General features: G+C 51.3%; 17 protein-coding genes. 3 read left to right on the forward strand and 14 right to left on the reverse strand.

Going from position 1 to position 23,637, the window contains the following annotated elements; all coding sequences use genetic code 11:
• Positions 1 to 2 precede the first annotated feature (2 nt).
• From K0T92_RS25250 to K0T92_RS05025, 4 genes are all read right to left on the reverse strand, one after another.
• Positions 3 to 722 (reverse strand): hypothetical protein, encoded by a 720-nt coding sequence (locus K0T92_RS25250; RefSeq protein WP_219871341.1) that lies wholly within the window; start codon positions 720 to 722, stop codon positions 3 to 5.
• A gap of 27 nt (positions 723 to 749) precedes the next feature.
• Entirely contained in the window at positions 750 to 1,997 is a 1,248-nt protein-coding gene (locus tag K0T92_RS05015; protein WP_219871592.1) for a hypothetical protein, read from the reverse strand.
• Between the two features lie 25 nt (positions 1,998 to 2,022).
• Positions 2,023 to 2,586, reverse strand: a complete 564-nt coding sequence (locus tag K0T92_RS05020) for a hypothetical protein (protein ID WP_219871342.1) — start codon at positions 2,584 to 2,586, stop codon at positions 2,023 to 2,025.
• 81 nt (positions 2,587 to 2,667) lie between these two features.
• On the reverse strand, positions 2,668 to 6,582 hold the full coding sequence (locus K0T92_RS05025; RefSeq protein WP_219871343.1) for a hypothetical protein: 3,915 nt from the start codon (positions 6,580 to 6,582) through the stop codon (positions 2,668 to 2,670).
• A gap of 1,197 nt (positions 6,583 to 7,779) precedes the next feature.
• Between K0T92_RS05025 and K0T92_RS05030 the strand changes: the two genes are divergently transcribed.
• A complete protein-coding gene (locus K0T92_RS05030; RefSeq protein WP_219871344.1) occupies positions 7,780 to 7,998 on the forward strand; it encodes a YczF family membrane protein in 219 nt (72 codons plus the stop codon).
• On the opposite strand, the gene K0T92_RS05035 is transcribed toward K0T92_RS05030, so the two are convergent.
• From K0T92_RS05035 to K0T92_RS05060, 6 genes are all read right to left on the reverse strand, one after another.
• Positions 7,995 to 9,104 carry a GerAB/ArcD/ProY family transporter gene (locus K0T92_RS05035; protein WP_219871345.1) on the reverse strand — a complete coding sequence of 370 codons (1,110 nt, stop codon included), beginning with the start codon at positions 9,102 to 9,104 and terminating at the stop codon, positions 7,995 to 7,997. The two genes, K0T92_RS05030 and K0T92_RS05035, sit on opposite strands and share 4 nt — an antisense overlap.
• 34 nt (positions 9,105 to 9,138) lie before the next feature.
• The gene (locus K0T92_RS05040) at positions 9,139 to 10,347 is read right to left on the reverse strand and encodes a Ger(x)C family spore germination protein (protein WP_219871346.1); all 1,209 of its coding nucleotides are present in this window, start codon (positions 10,345 to 10,347) and stop codon (positions 9,139 to 9,141) included.
• A 9-nt stretch (positions 10,348 to 10,356) separates the two neighbouring features.
• Positions 10,357 to 11,907 carry a spore germination protein gene (locus K0T92_RS05045; RefSeq protein ID WP_219871347.1) on the reverse strand — a complete coding sequence of 517 codons (1,551 nt, stop codon included), beginning with the start codon at positions 11,905 to 11,907 and terminating at the stop codon, positions 10,357 to 10,359.
• Between the two features lie 72 nt (positions 11,908 to 11,979).
• Positions 11,980 to 13,695 (reverse strand): ABC transporter ATP-binding protein, encoded by a 1,716-nt coding sequence (locus K0T92_RS05050; RefSeq protein ID WP_219871348.1) that lies wholly within the window; start codon positions 13,693 to 13,695, stop codon positions 11,980 to 11,982.
• Positions 13,696 to 13,746: 51 nt separating this feature from the next.
• Positions 13,747 to 14,781 carry a FecCD family ABC transporter permease gene (locus K0T92_RS05055; RefSeq protein WP_219871349.1) on the reverse strand — a complete coding sequence of 345 codons (1,035 nt, stop codon included), beginning with the start codon at positions 14,779 to 14,781 and terminating at the stop codon, positions 13,747 to 13,749.
• 2 nt (positions 14,782 to 14,783) lie between these two features.
• Positions 14,784 to 15,839, reverse strand: a complete 1,056-nt coding sequence (locus K0T92_RS05060) for a FecCD family ABC transporter permease (RefSeq protein ID WP_219871350.1) — start codon at positions 15,837 to 15,839, stop codon at positions 14,784 to 14,786.
• A gap of 209 nt (positions 15,840 to 16,048) precedes the next feature.
• On the opposite strand from K0T92_RS05060, the gene K0T92_RS05065 reads away from it, so the two are divergent.
• Both K0T92_RS05065 and K0T92_RS05070 read left to right on the forward strand, forming a co-directional pair.
• Positions 16,049 to 17,068, forward strand: coding sequence for an ABC transporter substrate-binding protein (locus K0T92_RS05065; protein WP_219871351.1), 1,020 nt, complete (start codon positions 16,049 to 16,051; stop codon positions 17,066 to 17,068).
• 135 nt (positions 17,069 to 17,203) lie between these two features.
• Positions 17,204 to 18,868, forward strand: coding sequence for an ABC transporter substrate-binding protein (locus K0T92_RS05070; protein WP_343223625.1), 1,665 nt, complete (start codon positions 17,204 to 17,206; stop codon positions 18,866 to 18,868).
• Between the two features lie 524 nt (positions 18,869 to 19,392).
• Here the strand turns inward: K0T92_RS05070 and fabD are convergent.
• The 4 genes from fabD to K0T92_RS05090 form a co-directional block, all read right to left on the reverse strand.
• On the reverse strand, positions 19,393 to 20,679 hold the full coding sequence (fabD, locus tag K0T92_RS05075) for an ACP S-malonyltransferase (protein ID WP_219871352.1): 1,287 nt from the start codon (positions 20,677 to 20,679) through the stop codon (positions 19,393 to 19,395).
• Between the two features lie 27 nt (positions 20,680 to 20,706).
• Positions 20,707 to 21,285 carry a response regulator transcription factor gene (locus K0T92_RS05080; protein ID WP_219871353.1) on the reverse strand — a complete coding sequence of 193 codons (579 nt, stop codon included), beginning with the start codon at positions 21,283 to 21,285 and terminating at the stop codon, positions 20,707 to 20,709.
• Between the two features lie 258 nt (positions 21,286 to 21,543).
• Positions 21,544 to 23,037: an L-arabinose isomerase gene (gene araA, locus K0T92_RS05085; RefSeq protein WP_219871354.1), complete on the reverse strand. Its 1,494-nt coding sequence runs from the start codon at positions 23,035 to 23,037 to the stop codon at positions 21,544 to 21,546.
• Positions 23,038 to 23,322: 285 nt separating this feature from the next.
• Positions 23,323 to 23,511, reverse strand: coding sequence for a hypothetical protein (locus K0T92_RS05090; protein WP_219871355.1), 189 nt, complete (start codon positions 23,509 to 23,511; stop codon positions 23,323 to 23,325).
• Positions 23,512 to 23,637: the final 126 nt, after the last annotated feature.

The following is a 23,637-nucleotide window of genomic DNA, read 5'->3' on the forward strand; positions in this document are numbered from 1 at the left end:
CATTAAATTTGACTAACAGGTTCTACCGTAACAGAGCCATTGCTGCCGTTGGAGCCGGAGTTGCCGGGAACGCCAGCCGCTCCGCCAACACCGTCATTAGCACTCGACGGGTTCTGCCCGGAAGCCGAGCCGTTCTTGCCGCCGAAGCCGCCAAGACCTCCGAAGCCAGCTGTACCGCCCACTCCGCCGATTCCGCCGGTCGATTGCCCAAGTGCCGGGATATTGATCGAAGCCGTTACGAATTGTACGAGAATCATGCCGCCGTTGCCGCCATTGCCGCCGTTGCCGCCGTTGCCGCCATTACTTCCGTTGCCGCCGACTCCGCCAAGAGCCGGAGGAAGCGAGCTGGAGCATTTGGAAGCCTGTTCTCCGGCGTTGCCGCCGTTCGTGCCATTGCCGCCATTGCCGCCGTTTCCTCCATTGCCGCCATTGCCGCCGAGGCTGGAGATGGTGATTGGCGATTGCGTAACAATGCTCTGGCATTTCAGTACAAAATCAGGGGGAATCGCTCCCGCTCCGCCCTGCTCGCCTATGCCGCCTGAAGAAACTGCATTCTGGCCCGCTTGCCCGTTCGTTGCAGAAGTGCAATTCGGTTTGTCTTTCTTGTCAAAGGTGCCTGGCGCTCCGTTAGCGCCATTGCTTGCGCCGTTTTGTCCGGCTTGGCCGCTAGCCCCGTTTGCTCCATTAGCGCCTTGAATGAGAATATCGCAATTTGCGCTCATCGGTTTTCCCTCCTTATATGAGTTCGACTAACCTTGCGGTACGTTATTGATATATACCGTTCCGAGCGTGCCATTCTTGCCGTTCGCTCCCGGAGTTCCTGCCGAAGCTCCATTTCCGTTAGGATTGCCTTGACCGCCGTTGCCGCCGTTTCCTGCCGCGCCGCCTTGACCGCCTTGGCCTTTCGTTGGCGTACCGAGAGAAATCGAGCCGTTCGTTCCTAGTGTCTGGTACGTGCAGTAGATGTTCTGGCCGTTGCCGGAATCGCCGCCCGCTCCTCCGTTGCCGCCCGTTCCGCCTTGGCCGCCTTTACCTTGAGCACCTGTAGAGCAATACGAGGTTGAGTTCCCTCCAGGTCCGCCCTGACCGCCATTGCCGCCGTTGCCGCCAGCACCGCCAGCGCCGCCATTGCCGCCGCAGGACATCAAAATAACAGGACCTTCTACTGTCGTAAACGTCGCTCTAACGACCTGAGCGTCAGTACCGCGCGAACCGTTGCCGCCTCCGGTTCCGTTGTAGCCAGTGCCGCCCGTATCGCCTTGGCCCGCTCCAGTGGAACAAGAGCTCTTGCCATCGGAGCCCGCGCTGCCTTGGTTGCCCGTATTGCCGTTGCCGCCATTGCCGCCCGCTGCTCCGTTCTGTCCATCTGGACCGACGCTGATAAAGTTATTCGTCGGCTGCGTAGTGCTGTCCGTTTGTTGGATCAGATTGTCAGCGAGCAATGTTGCATTCGCCTGATTGATGATTTGCCCGCCTGGCTGGATCGTAACCGTGCCGAAGCTGAATGAGGCAGGCTGATCGCCGTTGCCGCTGAGAATAAGCGGATTGTCCTTCGTGACAACTACGTCCTGTGCGGCAAACACAGCCAGCTGCGCCGGGAAAAAGTGCTTCTGAAGCGCATCCTTATAGGACTGTACATTCTGCGAGTTGCCATAAACATAGGTTTGATATGCTTGACACAGGTCTGATTTCTGCGTCACTGACAATTCGGAATAGGGAAGGCTGGTCAAAGCGGCATCACAGGCAGCAAGCGGAGCATGATGCTCTGCCATCAGGTTGTTATGATACACTTCATCCGGATTGCCTCCGAATTGCTTGAAATCATCAATGTTTTGAATCGTCACATAGGTTGGCTTGATAACCGAATCATGATCAGGATGCGCCGAAATATAAGTCGGTCCCGGAGTATCTCCTGTATTGATTGTAGCTGTGTGGACAATAGCATCTGTAAGATTGAATTTGCTCATGAACTGATTACGGATTGTTTGTGCATTCATTAATAAACGCCTCCTGAATTTTCAATTATTGTTTAGTAAATGTATTAACCGTCATAATGACTGGAGCGTCGCAAATAATCTGCCCGCCCTGCTCAAGGGTAACTGTATTGAATGTGACAATAACCGGGTCATGGCCATGAGGCTCAATGATCAATGGATTGTTAGCGGTTACAACGATATCCTCACCCGCATATGCAGTTGCGCTCATCGGGAAATACCGTGCATTCACGATACCGGTATAGCTGTTCACCGCATCGCTGTGTCCAAGCACAATCGCCCTCAGCGCCGAATATACATCCAGCTCGTCGGATTCCGTTAGCTCATGCTTCTGCAACGTGTTTTTGTCCTGCGGCCAAGGAGCAGGCACGGCACCTAATTGACTGCTGCTTGCTGCTTTGGCGCCTACAATCGCCTTCAATTCTTCCACGCTGTTAATAACAATCGTTTTCGCCGGAATAGCGGATGAAAATTGCGGATTGCTCGACAAGTAAGTCGGTCCCGCCGTGCCTCCGGTTGTGATCGTACCCTTCTGAACATCAGCATCGGTTAGGCCGATCTGCTGCAGCGCCTGGCTGACTAAGTCCCCCACTATGCTTACCTCCCCTTCTTGAATCGGGTATGCCTGCCCGCATCGGTTCAAGACCTTTGCGGGCTGTGGCTCCCTTAACGATTAATTGACTGGTATGGAATAAACCTCAAGGCTGGAACCGCTGCGAATGACATCAAAAGATTGTGTCGGATCGCTAACCGTCCAATAACCGCTCTGGCTGACGGTTGTAATTACGATCGGGTTCACCAGCGTGATGCCGTTAGCGGCGAAATCCGCCTGAACAGCAGCCGTATTCGCATTCTCGAAATCCGGCTGCTTGCTAAGATCCAGATCAAACAGCGGCGGAGTCGGCACCCAGTGACTGATGGACGGCTCGGTTATTTTGTTCGGGCCAATAGTCGGCTCGTAATTGAGCGTATACACGTTGCGCCATACATCAACGACGAGACGGGCTGCGCTCACATACTGCGGATTCGTTGGCTGCAAGCGGGAATCAGGCGTTCTCACAAGGAATGAGCCGTCCGGATTGTACAGATCCAGCGTGTAGTCGCTCGGATTTTTACCGCCCGCCACATAGGACAGGACGTAGATGTAGCCCTTCGCTTCCACCGCCACATCCAGATACGTAATGTCCGTGCGGTTGTCCGGATTGTACAGCGCCATATACGAGAGATAGCGGTTTACATTAAGCACCGAGCTGTTGACCGGATCAGCGGCAATATAGTAGGATTGCGCCCCGTTCCAATCCTCAACAACCCAGATGCTGCCCTTCGCACGCACATCGACGGTCACGTTGTTCAGCACATCGAATACATTCAGTACCGAAGTCGCTTTAGTAATGTTATAGACGGCATTTCTGCTTGGATCCGTGATCGACCACTCCGTGCCGGCTGTTACGACCGTTACATAAGAGCTGATCGCATGATTATTCATATCGTTGCTGTCATACGACAGATACACGCCTTGATTGGCAAAAGCGTTAATGATGTTCGTCGTGAGCGTCGCGCTGTCCAGATCTGTTGACAGAGACGAACTCAAATCGAAAATATGCGTCAAGCCGTGATTCTGGAATTGCTGCTGAAGAGCCGCAGAGAAGACGCCATTGTCCAGATCAGCCGTATAATCCGCAGCGCTCAGCGTGAACAGCGACTCACCCATAAAGCTGGCTACCGGATTGCCCTTCGTGTCGAAGGATTGAATACGCCTGTTCAGCGTTTCGAGAATGAGAACACGGCCGTCAGGGGTTACCGCAATCGCTTTTGGCCCTTGCAGCAAGCCTTGTCTGACACCCATTCCGGATACCATCTGCGCATCCTGCGCATGTGCATCATCGGATGGCTCACTCGGAATTTGCAAAATTTCCATCTTGCTGTCCTTCCAGCTCACGCCGATAACCGATCCCTGCGGATGGACAACCATGGCATCCATGTTCGACAGGTTGAATCGGCCCCAGCTCTTCAGATTCGGATCGTTCAAGCCGAAGCCGCTCTCTCCGTCCATCAAATTGACTTGACGCAGATTGAACTGATTGTTCCGCGTATCAAGGACGAAATTGTTCGTGCTGATCGGCTGATCTGCACCGCCATCAGGCTGAAGGCCGAACTGGTCGTAGGCAATATACGGCTGAACAGTAAATTGCACTTCAGATGTTTTGAAGCGGGATTGCGGATCCGCAAGCACCGACAGGTTCTGTGCCCGGTAATTTTGTCCGGAAGCGCTCCACACATAGCCGATCTCGAAGGCCTGGCCGTTCAGCGTAATATCTACAGGCTTGCAGATATAGTTGCCGCCGCTGCTGCAATCAAGATTGGCAACGGTAGCCGTCGGCAGATCTCCGGCATGCCAGATATGCTTATCCAAAGCCGCATCGTAGATGATTTTTTCCTTATAGTCGTACTGGGTATCCTGCGTGAGCGGAACCAGAATTTCCGTGATGTTCTCGTTAAGCGTCAATGAGGTGGAACCGCTGTCCGGGAAGGCCGGTATCCAATCGCTCTGATATTTGCCGCACAGCCAGCCGCTGCTGGAATAGATGCCTGCAATAATTTGAATGTTGCCGCCTACCGGAAGATTCGAGAAGGTCAGATTCAAAGGCGTGTTTGAAGTTACTTCCGGCATCTTGCCGCGAAGCACGAAGTTCGTACCGCCCTGATATTGAACCGTAACCTGATAATGATCCGATACAGCAGGCCATACAGCAGTATCCGGATTGCCAGCCTCGCCATGCGCAGGATCTGGATGCAGATTGAATTGCAGATCCATCGCACGCGAAATGTCTACCGTCAGCGTAGCTGGAGAAGACAGAATCTCGCCTGTCGATACCGCCATCTCGGCAAAGTTAATCGCCATGTTCGCAGCGCGCAATGCCCAGCCGACGAACGGCACATTGTCCTCAAGCTCAGCAACCGTAATTTGCTCGGTTACATAGAGCGCCAGCTTCTCAAGCCCTTTGGCAAGCAGGATGCCTGCCATTGCGTCCGCAAAGGCGAACAGCACGGACTTGGCATTCGTCAAAGCGGCTGCAGTCGCTACGCCTCCCCCTACAATCGGGAATGCTACAGCAAGGGCGGCGACCACATTATCAATATCCTTTACGAAATCGCTGAACCACTTCGAGTTAGTAATGGCCGCTCCTGCAATGAGGAATATCGACGGGATGCCGTACTGGAATATGCCTGTCAGTATTGCACCGGACGGATCGACATCGCCATCCCATCTCGACGTGCCAAGGCAGCCGAACAGCAGCTTTAATGAAGTTGCGTCATCCGGGAATACGAATGACAGCTTCGTCGGATCTGTCGGCATCGGAATGCCGAGAATCGTATTAACGGCCGAGACGCTGGAGATGAATTTCTTCTGGTCGGTCTCGAACCAGCTCTGAATAGCAGATGGAAGACGCTCCTGCCAGCCTGCCGGATTTGAGATCGGGTCGCCCTTCTCATTGAAGAATTGCGCATAGGCGGTAAGCGAGCGCAGGAATGTATTTTTTACCTCGATCGAAAAGGTTTTGTCGCTGTTAAATGACAGCGTATCGGAATAGATGTTCAAGCCATGGTTCGGCGTCTCTTCCTTAACCGTCCACTTGTACGTAGGGGCTGCTGCCGCCAGCGTCGTTCTCTTCGCCGCGTACGACTTGTGCAGCGCGTTGCTGGAGGTGACGTCGTCCTGCTGATACGCAGTCTTCCCTTGATTCACAGTCCATGTCTGATTCTGCAAGGTGGTATCATTGCTTGCCGACTGCATAGCGCTGGTCATAGGCGAAGTTGCGTTCTGCACGGTCAAGTCCGACCAGCTGTAGATATAGATCGGATCGCCGGCTTTGCGTGTACCCATATCGTATCCGTAAGTCAGCGGATTGCCGTATTGATCGACGGAACTTTTAATGGTTGCCCATCCGCCTGTAGAGGACGCCGGACCTTGCTTGCTTATAATAGTTGCCAGATTATACACTGCGTTATATTGGGCCGGATTAACATTCTGTGGGGGAGCAATGTGGTCGTTCATAACAACGTTAGCGGTATATGGCTTGTTGGAGGACAGCTCAGGATAATGGAATAATATTGACGTAGCGATATCCCATGGGCTTTGCAGGTTATCGGCATCTACGTTCGCTTCAAGCGCATGCTCGTCGCTAAGATTCGTTACGCCGAAATGCGACAGCTTGGCATGAACATGCGCTGCATTGCTTTTCAGCTTGTTTTGAATGTGCTTTTCACGGTGAATCTTAGGAATATGTATGGACATATGATGTAGTTTGGGAAGGTAAATATTTTCGTCATCATCAGGAGAGGTTACGCGAATACGAAGTAAACGATCGGTTGGGAAATGCGCTTCAGGCGCAACTACATAGTGAGTGAAGCGTTGACGGTGTTCTTCAGGAATAAGTCCCAATGCCTTGTTGGTGCGGGACGCTTCGAGCAGCGTTTGGGTAGTGTGTGCCTGCAGTTCATACTTGTCTGTACCAATGTGCAGCGTAAGTTTCTCATTCGCTTTCGCTGAGCCGGATACAAGTTCAAAATGCAACGTTCTGGTCATTTCTCAATCTCCTTTTCAACTTTGTTTTCTTCTGCTTCGACAAATCTCGCCTACCACTCCTTACTGACATTGCCGGGGTTACAAATTTCAGCCAGTTCCCCAACGATTAGGTACAATGAACTATGGATGTATTAAGCCGTTTGCAAATAAATTGATATGTTCACAATCATCATATATCGCATGTATTCACTTTTGCTTCCATAGTTTCAAAGAGTATTCTATCAATAACGATCAAATTATGGAAGAATTTTTTTGTAAGAATCCAGTAACATCTCAGCATTTTTTATGAAGTTATTTATTAACAATAATATATTTAATTTACTTTTTTCGCTTGATCGATTCGATATTACAAGTAATATTTGGTATTTAAAAACTTTATTTTGAAGCAGTGATTTACAATTTCATTAAGGTGCCAGCAGTCATGGAACATCAATGCTCTTTACGGTCAGCCCGCTTTTTGATCATACCGAACTACTATATTTACAATTTCATGCAATTTCGCCCTTTCTCACTCCCCCTTCCATATTCGTAGTGATCCTTCCTTCCGCAGCCATGTTGCTTGCAAAATATATGTATGGTTTTTACAAAATATGAATACTGCCTATCAACAAATTTGCCCGATAAGCAGCGATGACTGATCCCCATATGAAAATTGTAATTTTGACGACCACTAATCGGGACGTTTTTACCATCACTTGTCCATTGCTGTCTTGCCAACTCGTGATCCGGCGAATTTAGAATACATAGCAATTAATGACATTTTTATACACATTTCGACATGATGTTTTGGAGGAACTTCTTCTTTCCAGGAAACAAAAAATAGGGATCGCCCAATACGGCTGCCCCTATTAAATCTCACTATTTGCCTCGCAACGGCTATGACACTTTGCCTCATAACAGAGTCAACGTTGAATGTTACGCGATATGCACCCGCCAAAATCCCGGAAAGATCCACGCCTACTTGTTCCAGCCTCTATGTCTGTTGTACAAGCATTCCTGCTAAAGCGCAGGTATTTCCCTGAGAAATTATCATTCTTAGCCTAAAGCCTGCAAAAGAGCATCGATCTGAACCCGAAAAGCGCTGATTGCTCTTCCAGGGTTCATGCGGGATCTCACACAAAAGCCCTGCCACTACAGTATGCTGCTGCAGCGATCGGGCAAAATAGGTAGCAAAAATAGAAGAACGGAGGCAATCGGATGAAAATTTTAGCGATATTTGTGCTGCTGCTTTCCTTGAGCCTTGGGCTAAGTATATTTCTGGATATTGTTACTGGCATCCCCCTGGCCTCCTCAATACGGAATTTAAAATCTTATTGGGGATTTATGGGGATACCGGCTTATATGCTGCTGGCGGTCTTTATTGTGCTGCCGTTAATCAGCGGGATAGCTGATTCGAGGAAGAAGAAGCGGAATTAAGGGTCAACGGATTGCCCTTTGCCGATATATTTGCGGATAAGATGAACAGCAGCAAGCAGCAGCGGAATGCCAACAACGACCATCAGCTGGAAATTGCTGATCGACAGCTTTCCCTCCAATAGATGCTCATTAAAGCTGCCTGTGATCGACATCGAGGTAATAAGAATAACACAGCCGACGGGAACGACCAGCTTGCGGGACGGCTTCACTTGGAACAAATCTGCAGTCCCGATTACAGCAGCATAATACAGCATGGCGATCTTGAAGAAATCGACGATCAGCATTGTAAAAAGAGCGATTGGATCCAAGCGCTGCAGAAAGTCTGCAATGTTCACTTTGCTCACCATCGTCAGCAGGGCAAAGATCGAACGGGAGGATATATCAGCTCCAAGAACCGCTATATCGATTGCAATCGTATAGCTAAGCGCCAGGCCGCTAAGCACGATCGCCAACAAGCCTGTCTTTAATTGAAGCTCCGGGTTTTTCAGAAGCGGGAACAGCATAGAGAAGCAGAGCATCTCGCCGAAAGGAAAGATGAATGTACTGGGATAGGTTGTCGTCAGAATCGGCTTCCAGCCATATTCCAGCACGGGCAGCAGGTTATTGAGATCAATGATGCGGGAGGCAAATACGAGAATGCTCCCCACAATGCCTGAGGCAGCAATAATAACGATAAAAATTTCACTCAGGCGGGCCAGTACATATAGGCCTTTGTCAAGCACATAGGCAATCGCAAGCAGCATAACAGCATTAAGTACGAAGATTGGTGTCGCATCATAGACAGAGGTATTCAATAATTCCCCCGCATCCCTCACATCTCTTGCCGCATCGTATATAAAGTAAAGGACGAAGATCATGCCCAGCAGCCACCCAACATATTTCCCCATTATCCGCTGCGTATAGCAGGTCAAGGTAAGATCCGGATACTGCCGATACAAATAGCTGAAGAGCATGAACAGCAGACAACCGCTAAAGGTCCCCAGCAGGATTGCAATCCATGCATCCTTCTTCGCATCCAGTCCATAATTAACAGCAATGGCTGTGCCGAAGACGAATAGGATGATCAGGGCAAATAATTGCCCGGCGCTGATTTTGGGTGTATTCATGTCTCTGTTCACCCCGTTCGAAGCTGTAGTTGTGCTAAGGCTGCTGCTGCATGTAGGATTTGATACGGTTGCCTGTGTTTCGTATGAACGAATCTGCTTTGACCTGGATCTCACTTTGGGCGAATAATGCATCCCAGTCCTTTACAACCCGCTTCCACTCCTTATTATTGCTGCGGTTCAAGGATTCCCCGAAGCCGAATATATCGACTTGCTGCTTCCGGGCTGCTTGAATAGCCGCTGTCACATCTTTGACCGTCTGCTGGCTCCACTTCTTCTCCAGCTTCATCAGCTCATGCATCCGGGTCAGGTCGATGGCGCATTTCATTTCGACCAGATTGCCCTCTTGGATGATGGAGACCTCAAGCTTAGGCCTGCCATTATGAATGCTCACCTTCTTGCTCGTTTTGGAACGAGTGAGCTCAATGGACAGTACGTTCTTCTCTTCCGCGCATTCCAGTTCTACAGCGCTGCTTTTCACTTTATCGAGCAGACGTACAGTCCCCCTGGCTTCCACGCCATCCAGCCAGCGCTGCATTTTGCCTTCCTTGAACATAGCAAGCCCGCGCATCATAATGGTGGCATCAGGAGTTGTTCTTCGCACATTTGCTTGCGTTGCGCCCCGCTCAGGCTCACCTTGAATAACAACACCTGATATGACCGGTTCTTTTCCCATGCTTACCAGTGCCCGTATAATGTCATCAATGGTGTATTCCACATTCTCGGACCACAGGCTGGCGGAGAACTGCAGCTTGCCTGCCATCGCATCAGCCGGGATTTCTTCCATCGGCGTAACGACGCCCAGCACAGTTTCCGCTGTCGCATTTCTTGCGACAAGCACTTTCGTTGTCAGACGGGTTTGATTCAAACGCTCGAATGTATCGAACAGCTCCGTAATCCCTTCCCGCGCCAAAGGCTCTCCGATGACCAGCACCTTCACATGGGAGAACAACAGCTCCCGCGGCGCTTTGCGCGATGCTTTGCGTATCACCTCGAACAACGTCTTGCCATTATCCGCGAATACGGTAATAGCTGTCGTCTTCCCTCCGCCACCTTGCACATCTGATGATATTTCCGACGGGTTGACCACCTGGAAGGAAATCCGGTAATGCGCTGTATCCGGCAGCTTATCCACTCCGATTGCAGAGACGATGGCAAGATGGGATAATTCCTTGCTGTTCCAGCAGCCTGACAGCACGACGACAATTAATAACAGCCATAGCAGCAGGATCGGTTTCCGTTTCATAGTCGGCTGCTACTCCCCTTTTGCAGGATCGGATGAGCCGCTTCGCTTCTGCTGCTGCAACCATGGTTCTGCTGCTTGCTCCTCATAGATCTTGCGGTCACGCTTAATGAACGGCCAACGGGGCATGCGAAGGATGGTGTCCTTCTGGTCGATGAGGCGAAACGGTGCGAAAGGAGCCATATACGGAACGCCAAAGGATTGCAAGCTGCACATATGCGCGAGCAGAACGATGCATCCGAGAAGAATGCCGTAAAATCCTAATGTTGCCGCCAAGACCATAATGAACAATCGAATTAATCGCGCAGCAATCGCAACATTGTAGGCCGGTGTGGAGAAGCTGGCGATTCCGGTAATGGACACGACAATGACCATCGCGGTGGATACGATGCCAGCCTGCACAGCCGCTTGGCCAAGCACGAGGGCGCCAACTATGGATACCGCCTGGCCCATTGCCCGCGGCATTCTAACGCCAGCCTCGCGAAGCACCTCGAAGGAAAGCTCCATCAGCATCGCTTCAATGAAAGCAGGGAATGGAATGCCTTCCCGGGCGGAGGCGATGCTGATGAGAAGCGTTGTCGGCACCATATCCTGATGGAATGTAATCGCCGCAATGTAGACGGAGGGCAGCAGTAAGGAGATCAAATAGCAGGTATACCTGAGAATTCTCAGAAAAATGCCAACGTCAAACCGGTAATAATAATCGTCAGGCGACTGAAAGAATTGGGCAAATACAGTCGGTGCAAGGAGACCGAACGGTGTTCCGTCCACCAGAATAGCAACGCAGCCTTCCAGCAGATTCGCTGCAATGACATCAGGCCGCTCCGTATTGTAGATGGTGGGGAAGAACGTAGCGGTTTGATCCTGAATCATCTCTTCGATTGCGCCGGTTTCGAGTACCACGCTCAAATTCGCCCGCTGCAGGCGACGCTTGACCTCCTCAACAAGTCCGTCATCAACCGTGTGCTTCATGTACATAATGGCAACATCGGTCCGGGTTTTGTCGCCAAGCTTCAGCTTCTCCAGCCACAAATCCGGATTTTTAATTCGGCGGCGAATCAAGGCAATATTCGTCGATAACGATTCGTTGAAGCTATCCTTGGGCCCGCGAATAACAACCTGGGTAGTAGGCTCCTCTATGCCCCTGCTCTCTCCGCCTTTCGTGCTGCAGCTGATCGCCTCGCCGATCCCGTCCACAATCAGAACCGTACATCCTGATAATACGGCCTCCAGCACTCCGTCCAGAGTACGGACAACGCTGGCTTCACCTCGGGCGGACACATGATTGAACAGAAGCCCGTAAGCCCGCTCCTGCGCAGAGGCATCCTGCGGCGACGCATCGCCGCTGCTCGCTGACAGGCTCGAGCAAAGCACCAAATCGTTGACCAGCTGTCGATCAATCAATCCTTCGAAATAGATCACGGCTGCAATAACGACCGGGCTGCTCGCAATCCGTATATGACGCATAATCAAATCAGGGCTGTTGCCAAGCTTGAGCTTGAGCTGCTCCATTATGGCTGGCAGCTCTCCTTGCAAGGATGATTCTTCGGTAGTAAATCTCATGTGAGTGAAACCTCGTCAGCTTTACTTGTTACATGAGATTATTGTCAAATTTATGATTATTATTCAACCGTATTATGCTCCGAACTGCGCGCTGTGCAATCGGCTGTACACTCCGCCTGCTTGGAGCAGCCCATTATGATCGCCTTGCTCGGCAATGCTCTGATCCGCAACTACCACGATCCGGTCCGCATTCTTGATCGTCGCAAGGCGGTGGGCAATGACAAGTGTCGTGCGTCCTTGCGACAGCTCATTAAGAGATTGCTGGATTGCCGCTTCCGTCTCTGTATCCAGTGCGGAGGTCGCTTCATCAAGAATAAGGATCGGCGGGTTCTTCAGAAACATGCGCGCGATGGACATTCTCTGCTTCTGGCCTCCCGACAGCTTCACGCCGCGTTCGCCGATCATCGTATTCAGCCCTTCAGGCTGTGACAGAATCAGCTCTTCGAGCTGCGCTCTCCTGGCCGCCTCCCATATCTCCTCTTCCGACGCGCCAAGCTTGCCATAGGCAATATTGTCACGGATCGTGCCATCGAACAGGAATATATCCTGCTGTACGATTCCGATATGCGAGCGCAGCGATTCCAGCGTCATCCTGGTGGTGTCGATGCCGTCGATCGTAATGGTGCCTGCATCCGCATCATAGAAACGAGGCAGCAGGCTGCACAGCGTCGTTTTGCCGCCGCCTGAAGGACCGACCAGCGCTACCGTCTCTCCGGCGCGAATAGACAGATTGACGTTGCGGAGCACCTGCTCCTTGTTCTCATAGCTGAAGCCCACTCCGGCAAAACAGATATCCCCTCTCAGACTCTCCACGGCCTGCGCATCAGGCGCATCATCGATATCAGGCGCCGTTTCGAGCAGCTCCAAATACCGCTTGAATCCGGCAATTCCTTTGGGATACGTCTCGATTACCGCATTAATCTGCTTGATCGGTCCGAGGAAGACGTTGGACAGCATGACAAAAGCTATGAACTCCCCATAGGTCATCTGGTCTTCAATGACAAACCATGTGCCGCAGACAAGCACAAACAGGGATACAAGCTTCATCAGAACGAAGCTGATGGAAGAGTTCCAGGCCATAATCCGGTAAGCAATCAGCTTCGTCACCCGAAAGCGGCCATTGTTGATTTTGAACAGCTCCATCTCGTGCTTTTCGTTCGCGAAGGCTTGGACAACACGAATGCCGCTTACATTATTTTCTACCCGGGCGTTATAATCCGCAATATCTGCGAACATCCGGTTGAAGGCGCGCGACATCTTGCGGCTGAAGTAGAGGGACAGATAGATCATGAGCGGAACAATAATGAACGTCATTACCGCCAGCTGCCAATTAATTCCGAGCATAATGCCAAAAGCGCCCGCCAGCGTCATGAAGGCGATGAACAGATCCTCCGGCCCATGATGGGCAATCTCCCCGATATCCATCAGATCATTCGTCATCCGCGAGACCAGATGTCCGGTCTTATTGTTGTCGAAGAAACGGAAGGAAAGCTTCTGCACCCGGTCAAACAGCTTCTTGCGCATATCCGTTTCAATATTAATGCCGAGCATATGCCCCCAATAAGTGACGACAAAGTGCAGTCCCGCACTAATGATGTAAATGCCAAGGAGCGCAAGGCAGCCGTACAGAATCCAATCCCATTTGCCGCTCGGCAGCAGATCGTCTACTACCCGATTAACCGCCACCGGAAAAGCAAGCTCCAGCAGCGCTGCAAAAATTGCACAGGTGAAATCCAGAATAAACAGCCCTTTATAGGGCCGGTAGTAAGCAAAAAAACGTCGAAGCATGGTTAATCCCTTCTCTCGTTAAGTAAATAGATGTACCGCCGCCTGCTTCGCTTATGACCGGGCGCGGGCCAGCAGGTATAGAAAGTACGGCGCACCGAGAACTGCAACGATAATGCCTGCAGCAATCTCTGAAGGCTGAATAATCCAGCGGCCTATCGTATCGCTGACAATGACAAGCAAGGAGCCGACCAGCGCGGCTGCGGGCAGCAGCATCTGGTGCTTGGGACCGACAAGGCGGCGCGCCAGATGCGGCCCGATCAGCCCGACGAAGCCGATCCCGCCGCTTACGGAGACACAGGAAGCGGCAAGCCCGACTGCTGCGGCAAGCAGAACCAGCTGCTCCCTGGGCACTGAGGCGCCAAGGCCTGTCGCCGTTGTATCGCCCAGATTGAGCACATTCATCACGCGGGCCTTGTAGAATACGAATGGCAGCAGAATGAATATCCAGGGCAGCAGCGCAAGGACGAATTTCCAGTTCGATCCCCATATGCTGCCCGCCATCCAGGTAGCGACGAACTGATACTTCTCGGGAGAAAGACTGAGCGTCAGAACGATGGTTGCCGCGCTGATTCCCGCTGCAACTGCAATACCGGTCAGCAGCAGGCGTGTCGAGGACAGCCCTTCATGGCGCTTGTACGCCAGCGTAAATATGAGCAATGCAGTCAAGCCTGCCCCGAGCAATGACAATAATGGCAGCAGAAATACAGGAGCCGCAGCTGTCGCAGGATAGAAGGCAACAAACAGCATGACCATCAGGCCCGCTCCGGCATTGATGCCGAGAATGCCCGGATCAGCCAGCGCATTGCGGGAAATTCCCTGCATCACACAGCCGGATACGGCCAGCCCTGCGCCGACGAGCACGGATATAACGATTCGCGGAAGACGGAATTCAAACAGGATAAGCTCCTGCTTGTCCGTACCGCTGCCGAATAAAGTTCGAATCAGATCGAGCGGACCGAGCCGAATATAGCCTGTATTAACGCTGATGATGAAGGTGACAACAATGAGAGCGCCCAGTATGGCGAGCACTGTTATTCCACGACGCTTGCTGCGGCGTTCGTATAACGAATAGGATGCGCTGCCCATACTTATAGCGACCTCCTTTCATTGCGTGCAAGGTAAAGAAAGAACGGTACCCCAAGCAGCGCTATGAGCGCACCGATCGGTATCTCTTGAGGCGGATTAATCATTCTCGCCGCCAGATCAGCGAGGATGACGAGCAAGCTGCCAAGCACCGCAGAGCATGGAATAATCCAGCGATAATCGACCCCTACCAAATATCGGGTCAGATGCGGGATGATCAAGCCAACGAAGCCGACAGCTCCGACTACCGACACCGCCGAGCCTGCCAGAATAAGCACAATGACGGCACAGACAAGCTTCACCAGCTTCGTTCGCTGACCCAGCCCCTTGGCGATATCTTCGCCGAGACTGAGCATTGTAAGTGATCTTGAGAGGACAATCGCTCCGACAATGGCTGCTGCGACCCATGGAAACATGATTTTGAGCTGTGGCCATTTCGTGCCGGCCACGCCTCCCGCATACCAAAAGGCGAGATCTTGTCCGGTTCGGAAATATAATGAAATACCTTCACTTAACGCACCTAGAAGCGCGCTCAAAGCCGCTCCTGCGAGCACAAGCCGGACCGGCGTCAATCCCCCTCTCGCAAGGGCGCCAATCCCGAATACAATAGCCGTACCAAGCGCTGCGCCAAGGAATGAATACAGAATGAGGTACATATAAGGAAGGCCCGGGAAGAACGCGAAGCAAAGCGACAGCATAAATCCGGCCCCCGCGTTCAGGCCAAGCAATCCGGAATCAGCTAACGGATTGCGGGTCATTCCTTGCATAATCGCACCTGCAACCGCGAAGCAGGCTCCGACCATCGCTCCTCCAAGCACACGCGGCAATCGAAGTTCCTGAATAATCTGATGCTCTGTTACATCAGGATTAAAGCTGAAGACAGCTTGCCATACCGTATAAAGCGGGATTGCCTTGGCGCCAAATGACACGGACAGTCCTAATCCAAGCACCAATGCGACCAGTCCGCCCGTTAATAGGAATGTCGCCGCCCATGGACGGGAACGTAATTTGAACGATTTTTCTGCTGCTTCATCTTTTAACGGATGTACATGTTGACTCATAAGCGCCACCTTTATCGTGATACTGATTCTCATTATCACATCATAAGTCACATTCTGCTGAAAAGGCAATGGACAAACACCACTAATTTTTTGTACAAAGTTAATTCTGGCATTTCATTTTGTCCATTGAGCAATCCTGAATCGTCCTTTAACATAGGGGAGTAATGAGAACGATTATCAACACAACTTGGCTGAGAGGAAGAGATGCAATGAACGGATTTAGAAAGATGATGACCGCACTATGTATACTGGCACTATTGGGGGCCCTGCTAACGGCATGCGGCAGCAATTCCGGAGAATCAAGCAGCGATGGAGGCTCTAACAATAAAGGGACGGCTCAAGGCAGCACAACCGTCCCGCCAGCCCAAGCATCTGATGAAGCGGAAGAGACGGCAGACGGCACACGCAGCTATACAGATTATAAAGGCCATGTGATTGAGCTGTCGACCGCTCCGCAGCGTATTATCTATGCGGGTGAAACCATTGGCGATTTAATCGTGCTGGATGCGCCTATAATCGGCACGCCGCATAATTGGGTGCAGGGGAGTGTCTATGTGGATCGGTTGAAGGATGTTGCCGATGTTGGCTTCCCGATCAATCTTGAGAAAGCGCTGGAGCTGCAGCCGGATCTGATCATAACAGGCAGCACGGAGGAAAAGGATTATGAGCAGCTGTCCAAAATCGCCCCTACGCTCATGTTCGATACCTTTGCCCCGCTGGAAGACAGAATGACACTGCTCGGCGACCTGCTTGGCAAGAAGGAGCAGGCTGCGGAGTGGATTGCCAAGTATAACGCCAGCACAGGCGAGATGTGGAAAGAACTGTACGAGAAAGGACTGACACCGGGCGAGACGGCTTCGGTCTTCACTTATTATCCCGGCGACCGCCTGTTTGTAATGGCTGCTACAGGACTTTCACAAGTGCTGTATCACCCGGATGGCCTGAAGCCTACCCCTGCTATACAAAAAATATTGGATGATAAAAAAGGCTTCGAGCAAATTTCCATGGAAACGCTGGCGGAATATGCGGGTGACCGGATTTTCATTCTGAAAGCCGTTGATAAGGAAGCCCAGCAATCGACGGATGCTTTATTCCAGAGCAATATTTGGAAGAACCTGCCCGCCGTCAAGAACAACCGTGTGTATACGATCGATATCTTGAAATCGAACAGTGATGCGGCTACAAGAGAATGGCTTTTGCAAGAGCTGGCGAGAATGCTTCAGCAGTAACAGCATTCCTTCCCTGCTCAAATCGCGAGCCCTCTATCAGAGAAGCTTTTCAGCTAACCGTTGAAAAGCTTCTCTATTTTTTATACAATGAAAGAAGTTGATAATCATTCTCATTCAAGGAAGGTGATCCTCCCCGTGGCTGACCGTAACCCGACTGCTGCTGCACTTCGCACCCTGCTCTTTCATCTGTCGGACATTGAACTGATCACGCAGCCAAGCGGCAGCAGATCCGCTGAGGAGCGGGTTGATTCACACCTGTTATTCGTGTTCACAAGCGGCACTGGCCGTCTAACCATCAATGACCAGTTCTTTCAATTATCCACTGATCGATGCTATTCGCTGTCCCCCGGAGATTACATCGAGATCGTGAACGAGTCCGGCAGCCTCAGTCCAATCGGCTATTACCGGATCGCGTTTAACGTCATACATACCGCCCCGTCCGGGCCCGTTGCCTATAACAGGAGCATTCTCGACAATCGGCATGAGATGACTGCCTATCCCTTCTCCCGACTGCTCCGGCTCACCGAAGATCTGCATGCAGGGCGACAGGAGCTTTGCGAAATTAAACGGTTTAATCACCATATTCGCTTTCAGGAGCTGCTGGGTTTTCTCATTGAACAAAATCATCATTCCGAGCATGCCTTTAATGTTACCCAATCCGTGGAAAGCACGATTCAATATATGCAGAACAATTATATGGAGAATATAACAGTGAAGCAGCTGGCGCAATTGGCCAATGTCCCCTACTGGCAGTATAGTACCGTCTTCCGGGAATTGACCGGCAAGAAGCCGCTGAACTATTTGAACGAGCTGCGGATCAACCGTTCCAAGGATCTCCTTGCAGAGTCCAGCTATCAACTGCGCGAGATCGCCTGTCAAGTCGGGTTTGCGGATGAGTATTACTTCAATCGGCGCTTTCGTCAAACGACCGGCTTAACCCCCAAACAATATGCACGCCTCAAGCAGAGCCGTATCAGCGTCCATGACTGGACGGGCCATCAGGTCGATATCCCCGTTCAGCCTAAACGTATTATTTGCCATGGCGAAACATTCGGCGACCTGCTCGCTCTAGGTGTGGAACCGATCGGCGAGGTCAGCTTCATAGACGGCAAATCCGCCAGCCATGATCGGAATGGACAGCGTATTGGCTGGCCGGTCAATACGGATCAGACAACGGAGCTGCAGCCCGACTTGATCATATTTGCGAATGCAGATGAGGCAGCTTACAAGCGTATCGCCCATATCGCGCCCACTGTCACCTTCAATTCCTTTGCCCCGCTTGAGCAGCGGCTGCACATCCTTGGCGATTTGCTGGGCAGAAAGGTTGAGGCGAAGCATTGGCTGGACAGATACAACGCCAAGGCGGCCTACATGTGGCAGCAGCTTCGCCGCTATCATATCGAGCCGGGAGAGACAGCATCTGTATTCGTTTATGATCATGGCAGCCGCCTGTTTGTTATGGGAACCGCGGGCCTCTCTTCTGCGCTCTATCATCCGCAAGGCTTTCAGCCTGTAGATAAAATTCAGGATATGCTGAATGCAGGCCAGGGATTTATCGAAATCCCGGAGACGGCCATTCCTTCCTATGCGGGTGACCGGATTTTCATGCTGGCTCCAGAGCAGGCAGTATCCAGAAATGCGATGGAGCAATTGATGACAAGCGCGCTCTGGCAAAGCCTTCCCGCCGTTCGCAACGGGCATGTCTATATCGTTAAAGCCGCAGAGTGGAACTTCGGAGACGCGCTAATTAGAGAAAAGCTGCTCGATATGCTGCCCCATTTGCTCGGCAAGATTTCGTAATTGATCGTTCCTGTCCCTCCTGTACTGGATTGGAACGGGACTATTTGCTGCTGTAGCACACTAAATTGTCGGGTTGCCGGGCTGCAGGTCAGGACTCGCCTCCAATTCCAGTCGCCAGATGAGCTGAAAGTGAAGAAGTCGGAGTAAGAAGCCTGCGAATGTGCATGAATTTTGGTTACAAGACGCCATAATGGCACAATGCCTGCGATCATGCATGAATTTGAGCAAAAATCGACCGATAAGGGGAAACGAAGGTGAAATACCTGCCCTCTGGCAGGCATTTCACCTTCATGGGGCCAGAAATGAGCAAATAGATGCCGTTTCGCATCTTTCACCTGGCTCGCAGCTTGCAGCTCGCTGGTCTCGGCGTTTAAGTGACGGATCTCGTCCTCTGGCGCGTGGAGTACGGCAACAGATTTCCAATTCCTGCAGCACAAAAAAATGCACCATCACAATTAGCGGGGAATGGAGTGACAGAATCGCTCCACAATGCCAATTGCGAGGTGCATGTTCATACCTAATAGCTACTGATGGACTGCGGTACGAGGAACGCGCCGCTCATCGTTCAAGAACAGCTCCAATATTCCCGTCTCCTCTTGAAGCTGGCAGTAGCGTTCCTCTCTCTCTGCCTGCGGTGTCCGCTTCGTCTCGAATACCGAATGGAGCATATCCACCGCTGCCCGGACCTGCTCCTTGTCAGGCTTGCGCCCCGACTCTTCGCATTCTTCCACCAGCTTCACAACGCGGCGGTAAGGCTCCACCACTCCCTGTGTATAGGCCGCCTGATCCTCGTTCCCGTTGCGCGTGCATACTGCGATCGCCAGGCAGCGGGTCATTAGCAGCAAGCCGTTGTCCGGCTGCTCTTCCTTCCGGGCTGCGCCTTGCAGAACAGCTTGCAGAGCAGCGGCATCCTCTTCATTGTCATAGGAATAGGTGATAATGCCAGGAGCGTTCTTCTTCATCAGGTTTCGCAGCACCATCCCCGGGCCAAGCTCGATGGCATGTGTAACCCCTTGCTCCTGAAGCAGCCTCATGGACTCCGTCCACCTGACGACAGACGTCATCTGCTCAGTCAGCAGCTCTATCATTTCTTCGCTGCTCTCCCGCTCATAGGGCTTGGCCGTTACGTTGGAGAGCACGCCGTATTGCATGGGAGTGTAGCTGTACTTAATCAGCTCCTCCTTCAAACGGATTGCTGCCGGCTCCATAAGCGGGCTGTGGAACGGTGCGCTTACACGAAGCGGGATAACGATACCGCCTCTGGCAGAGAGCGACTCTCGCATTCTGCCGATCGCTTCCGTATGGCCTGATACGACAATTTGATCCGGCGCATTCAAGTTGGAGATGACGACAGATTGCCCGTCCCGGCTGCAGTTGCGGCATTCCTGCTCGATAACGTCCTGGTCGATTCCGGCAACAGCTGCCATCGCGCCTCCGCTAGCCTCGCCCATAAACTTGCCCCGCTGGCGTACGATCCGCAATGCATCTGCAAACGATATTGCGCCCGCGCAAGTTAACGCCGAGAATTCCCCCAAGCTGTGGCCGGCGCAATAGTCGGGCCTGATATCAAACATCTCGGTGAACACACGAAACGCTGCAACGCTTACCGTTAATATGGCAGGCTGAGTGTTCTCCGTTCTCGTCAACTGCTCGGAGCTGCCGTTGAAGATCAGTTCCTTCAAATCGAATCCCAGCACATCATTTGCTTCGTCAAAGGTACGGCGGGCTGCAGCATATTGATCAACCATCGCCTTGCCCATCCCTGAATATTGCGAGCCTTGTCCTGGGAACAGGAATGCATATTTAGCCATCTTGAACCAAACTTCCTCTCCTACGCCCTAATCGATTAATTTATGCCTGATCGTCTTGAGCTGATTTTTTATAGTGAAATAGGATTTATTCAATGCTTCGGCAATTTGGCTCTTGTTCAGCCCCGCCTCATTCAGATTATAAACCTCACGCTCCGCCTGTGTTAGATTGGACAGCTTCTTCATCTTTATCAATTCGCCTCGTATCACCTCCGCACAGTCTGAGTGAATCGATGATTTGTTCATATGGGATTCCCGGATCGCCGTAACGATATCTTTCACATTCAGCTTGTGGATGAGATTCATTGCACCGGATTCAATCGTCTCGATAATAACGCCTTTATTCGTTGCATTCGTAAGTACAATAACTTTGATCTTGCCCATTCCGGATATAAGCTTGATCGTCTCCATCCCGTCATCATAGGTTTCGGTCAAATTAATATCCATCAGTACAATATCAACCTCATAGTTGTTGGCGGCCTCAATAGCAGATTTCTTTGTGAATACCGTTTCAACCAGCGTAATATCCCGCTCCCGCTCGAACGCTTCATGAAGCGTATTGATCCAGAAACGATCCCTCTCTACTAACAGCACTTTAATTGGTTCCATCGGACGCCAATCTCCTTTAGACACCTTTTTCATGTAACCGCTTCCGGTTCGCAGCCAGAAGCTATACCTTCTCCATTTTACACATAATAACATCCTCTCTACAACCATTATCAGCAAGAAATACAGTGCTGTTTTCATTAAAAATTTCTTTTCTAAGCACAAAAAATAAGCGCCCCACCAGGGACGCTGTAAACATCTAGCGCGTTTACTGCCGCACAGCCTTTCGGATATCCGCAATTGCTGCCGCACAGGACGGCTTCAGGCACGCATTCTCCAATACATTTCATTCATGCGCAGCTCATTGCGGAAAGCATGTGTGTTCGTAGCGTTGTCAATAATGACGCATTCGATTCCTGTCATCTCTGCCCAATCCACCAGCTGCTCAGCAGTAACTTCATAGGAGAATACAGTGTGGTGAGCGCCGCCTGCATGAATCCATGCTTCGGCAGAATCCTTCAAAGACGGCTGCGGCTTCCACAATACGCGGGCGACCGGAAGCTTGGGCATATTCCGATCTGGCTCCACTGCGTCAACGATATTGATTATGAGGCGGAAGCGGCTGCCGATATCAATAATTGAAGCATTCACCGCTTGCCCGCTGCGGCCGTTAAAGATCATTCGCGCGGGATCGCTCTTGCCGCCGATACCAAGCGGATGCACCTCCAGCCGCGGACGGCTCGCTGCAATGGTCGGGCATACTTCCAGCATATGAGCGCCGAGAATCATCTCGTTGCCTGGCTCGAAGTGGTAGGTGTAGTCCTCCATGAAGGAAGTTCCCTTATTGTCGGCAATCGTCTTCATCATGCGGGTCAAGGCTGCCGTCTTCCAATCGCCCTCTCCGCCAAAGCCGTAGCCTGCTTCCATAAGGCGTTGAACAGCTAGTCCCGGAAGCTGCTTCATGCCATGCAGATCCTCGAAGGTGGTCGTGAATGCAGAGTAGCCGCCCTCCTGCAGAAAAGCCTTCAGTCCCAGCTCGATACGCGCCTGCTCCCGAATCGCTTCCCACTGCTCGGCCGAGCCGCGCACCTCTGGTGAAATCTCATACAGCCTTTCATACTCATCGGTCAGCGCATTCACCTGATCTTCAGCGACAGCAGCCATCCGGTCTGCCAAATCCCCAATCCCATAACCGTCTATCGACCAGCCGAATTTGATCTGCGCCTCTACCTTATCGCCTTCCGTAACGGCAACATGGCGCATATTATCGCCGAAACGTGCAATTTTGAGACTTCGTCCCTCGGTAAAAGCTGCTGCCGTGCGCATCCAGCCGCCAATGCGTCCACAGGTGTCACGATCCTCCCAATATCCAACCACGACTTTGCGGGCGATTCCCATGCGGGCACCGATAAATCCATATTCACGATCGCCATGCGCCGATTGATTCGTGTTCATAAAGTCCATGTCCATCGTATCCCATGGAATATCGCGATTGAACTGCGTATGCAGGTGCAGCAAAGGCTTGCGCAGCTCAGAAAGGCCTGCGATCCACATTTTCGCCGGGGAGAAGGTATGCATCCAGGTGATGATGCCCCCGCAGCGCTCATCAGAATTAGCCTCTATGCAAAGCTTATAAATTTCATCAGCTGTTGTAAGTACCTTTTTGAATACCACTTCAAAAGGGATCAGATCATTGCCTTTCAAGCTCTCCGCAATAATACGGGAATGATCGGCCACTTCAAGCAAAGTTTCCGGGCCATACAGATGCTGGCTGCCTGTAACGAACCAAAATTGATAGGGCTTAACAGTTAACACGAATAATCTCCTCCCTGGATGCAACCGTTGAAGACGAAGATAGACAACAGGTTGACAGTCATGCTGTTCAAAACCTTGTAACCATCCAACTTGTACGAACAATCAAGAGCGAATATATGCATGAAAATCAAAGATGTCTGCATTATTATGTCTGTATTCCATTGATATAGCCCCTACTTGTACGTACAACTTGGATGAGTCTATTGTACGACTTCACCGCATCTTTATCAAGGAGAAATTATTTTCTGTCCAATTTCCGTCCAATGGAGCCGTTATTCATGCCCCTTATGTGGCTAGCAGACGGTAGGATTGCTTGCAGAATTCGCAGCGAAACACCGAGCCGCCCTCGCCGTTTATAATCGTCAGCCGATCGTCATCCTCAACGTCGAGCCAATACCGCCCATGCTCATCCCGATCTCCGGCTGCATATAATTGCACTTCGTTGCTGCATTGACAGGTAAATGTTAGTATCATCGGACAATACCTCGCTTTTTTTCAGTGGATTCCATATGCACACTTGACAATGATACACTTCGTATCATAAATTACTAGTAGTAGAGTAACATATCATCTCACAGTACTAGGTCTTGATAATTAGAA

The organism is Paenibacillus oenotherae (genome assembly GCF_019443105.1).
GTDB classification, from domain to species: Bacteria; Bacillota; Bacilli; order Paenibacillales; family Paenibacillaceae; genus Paenibacillus_Z; species Paenibacillus_Z oenotherae.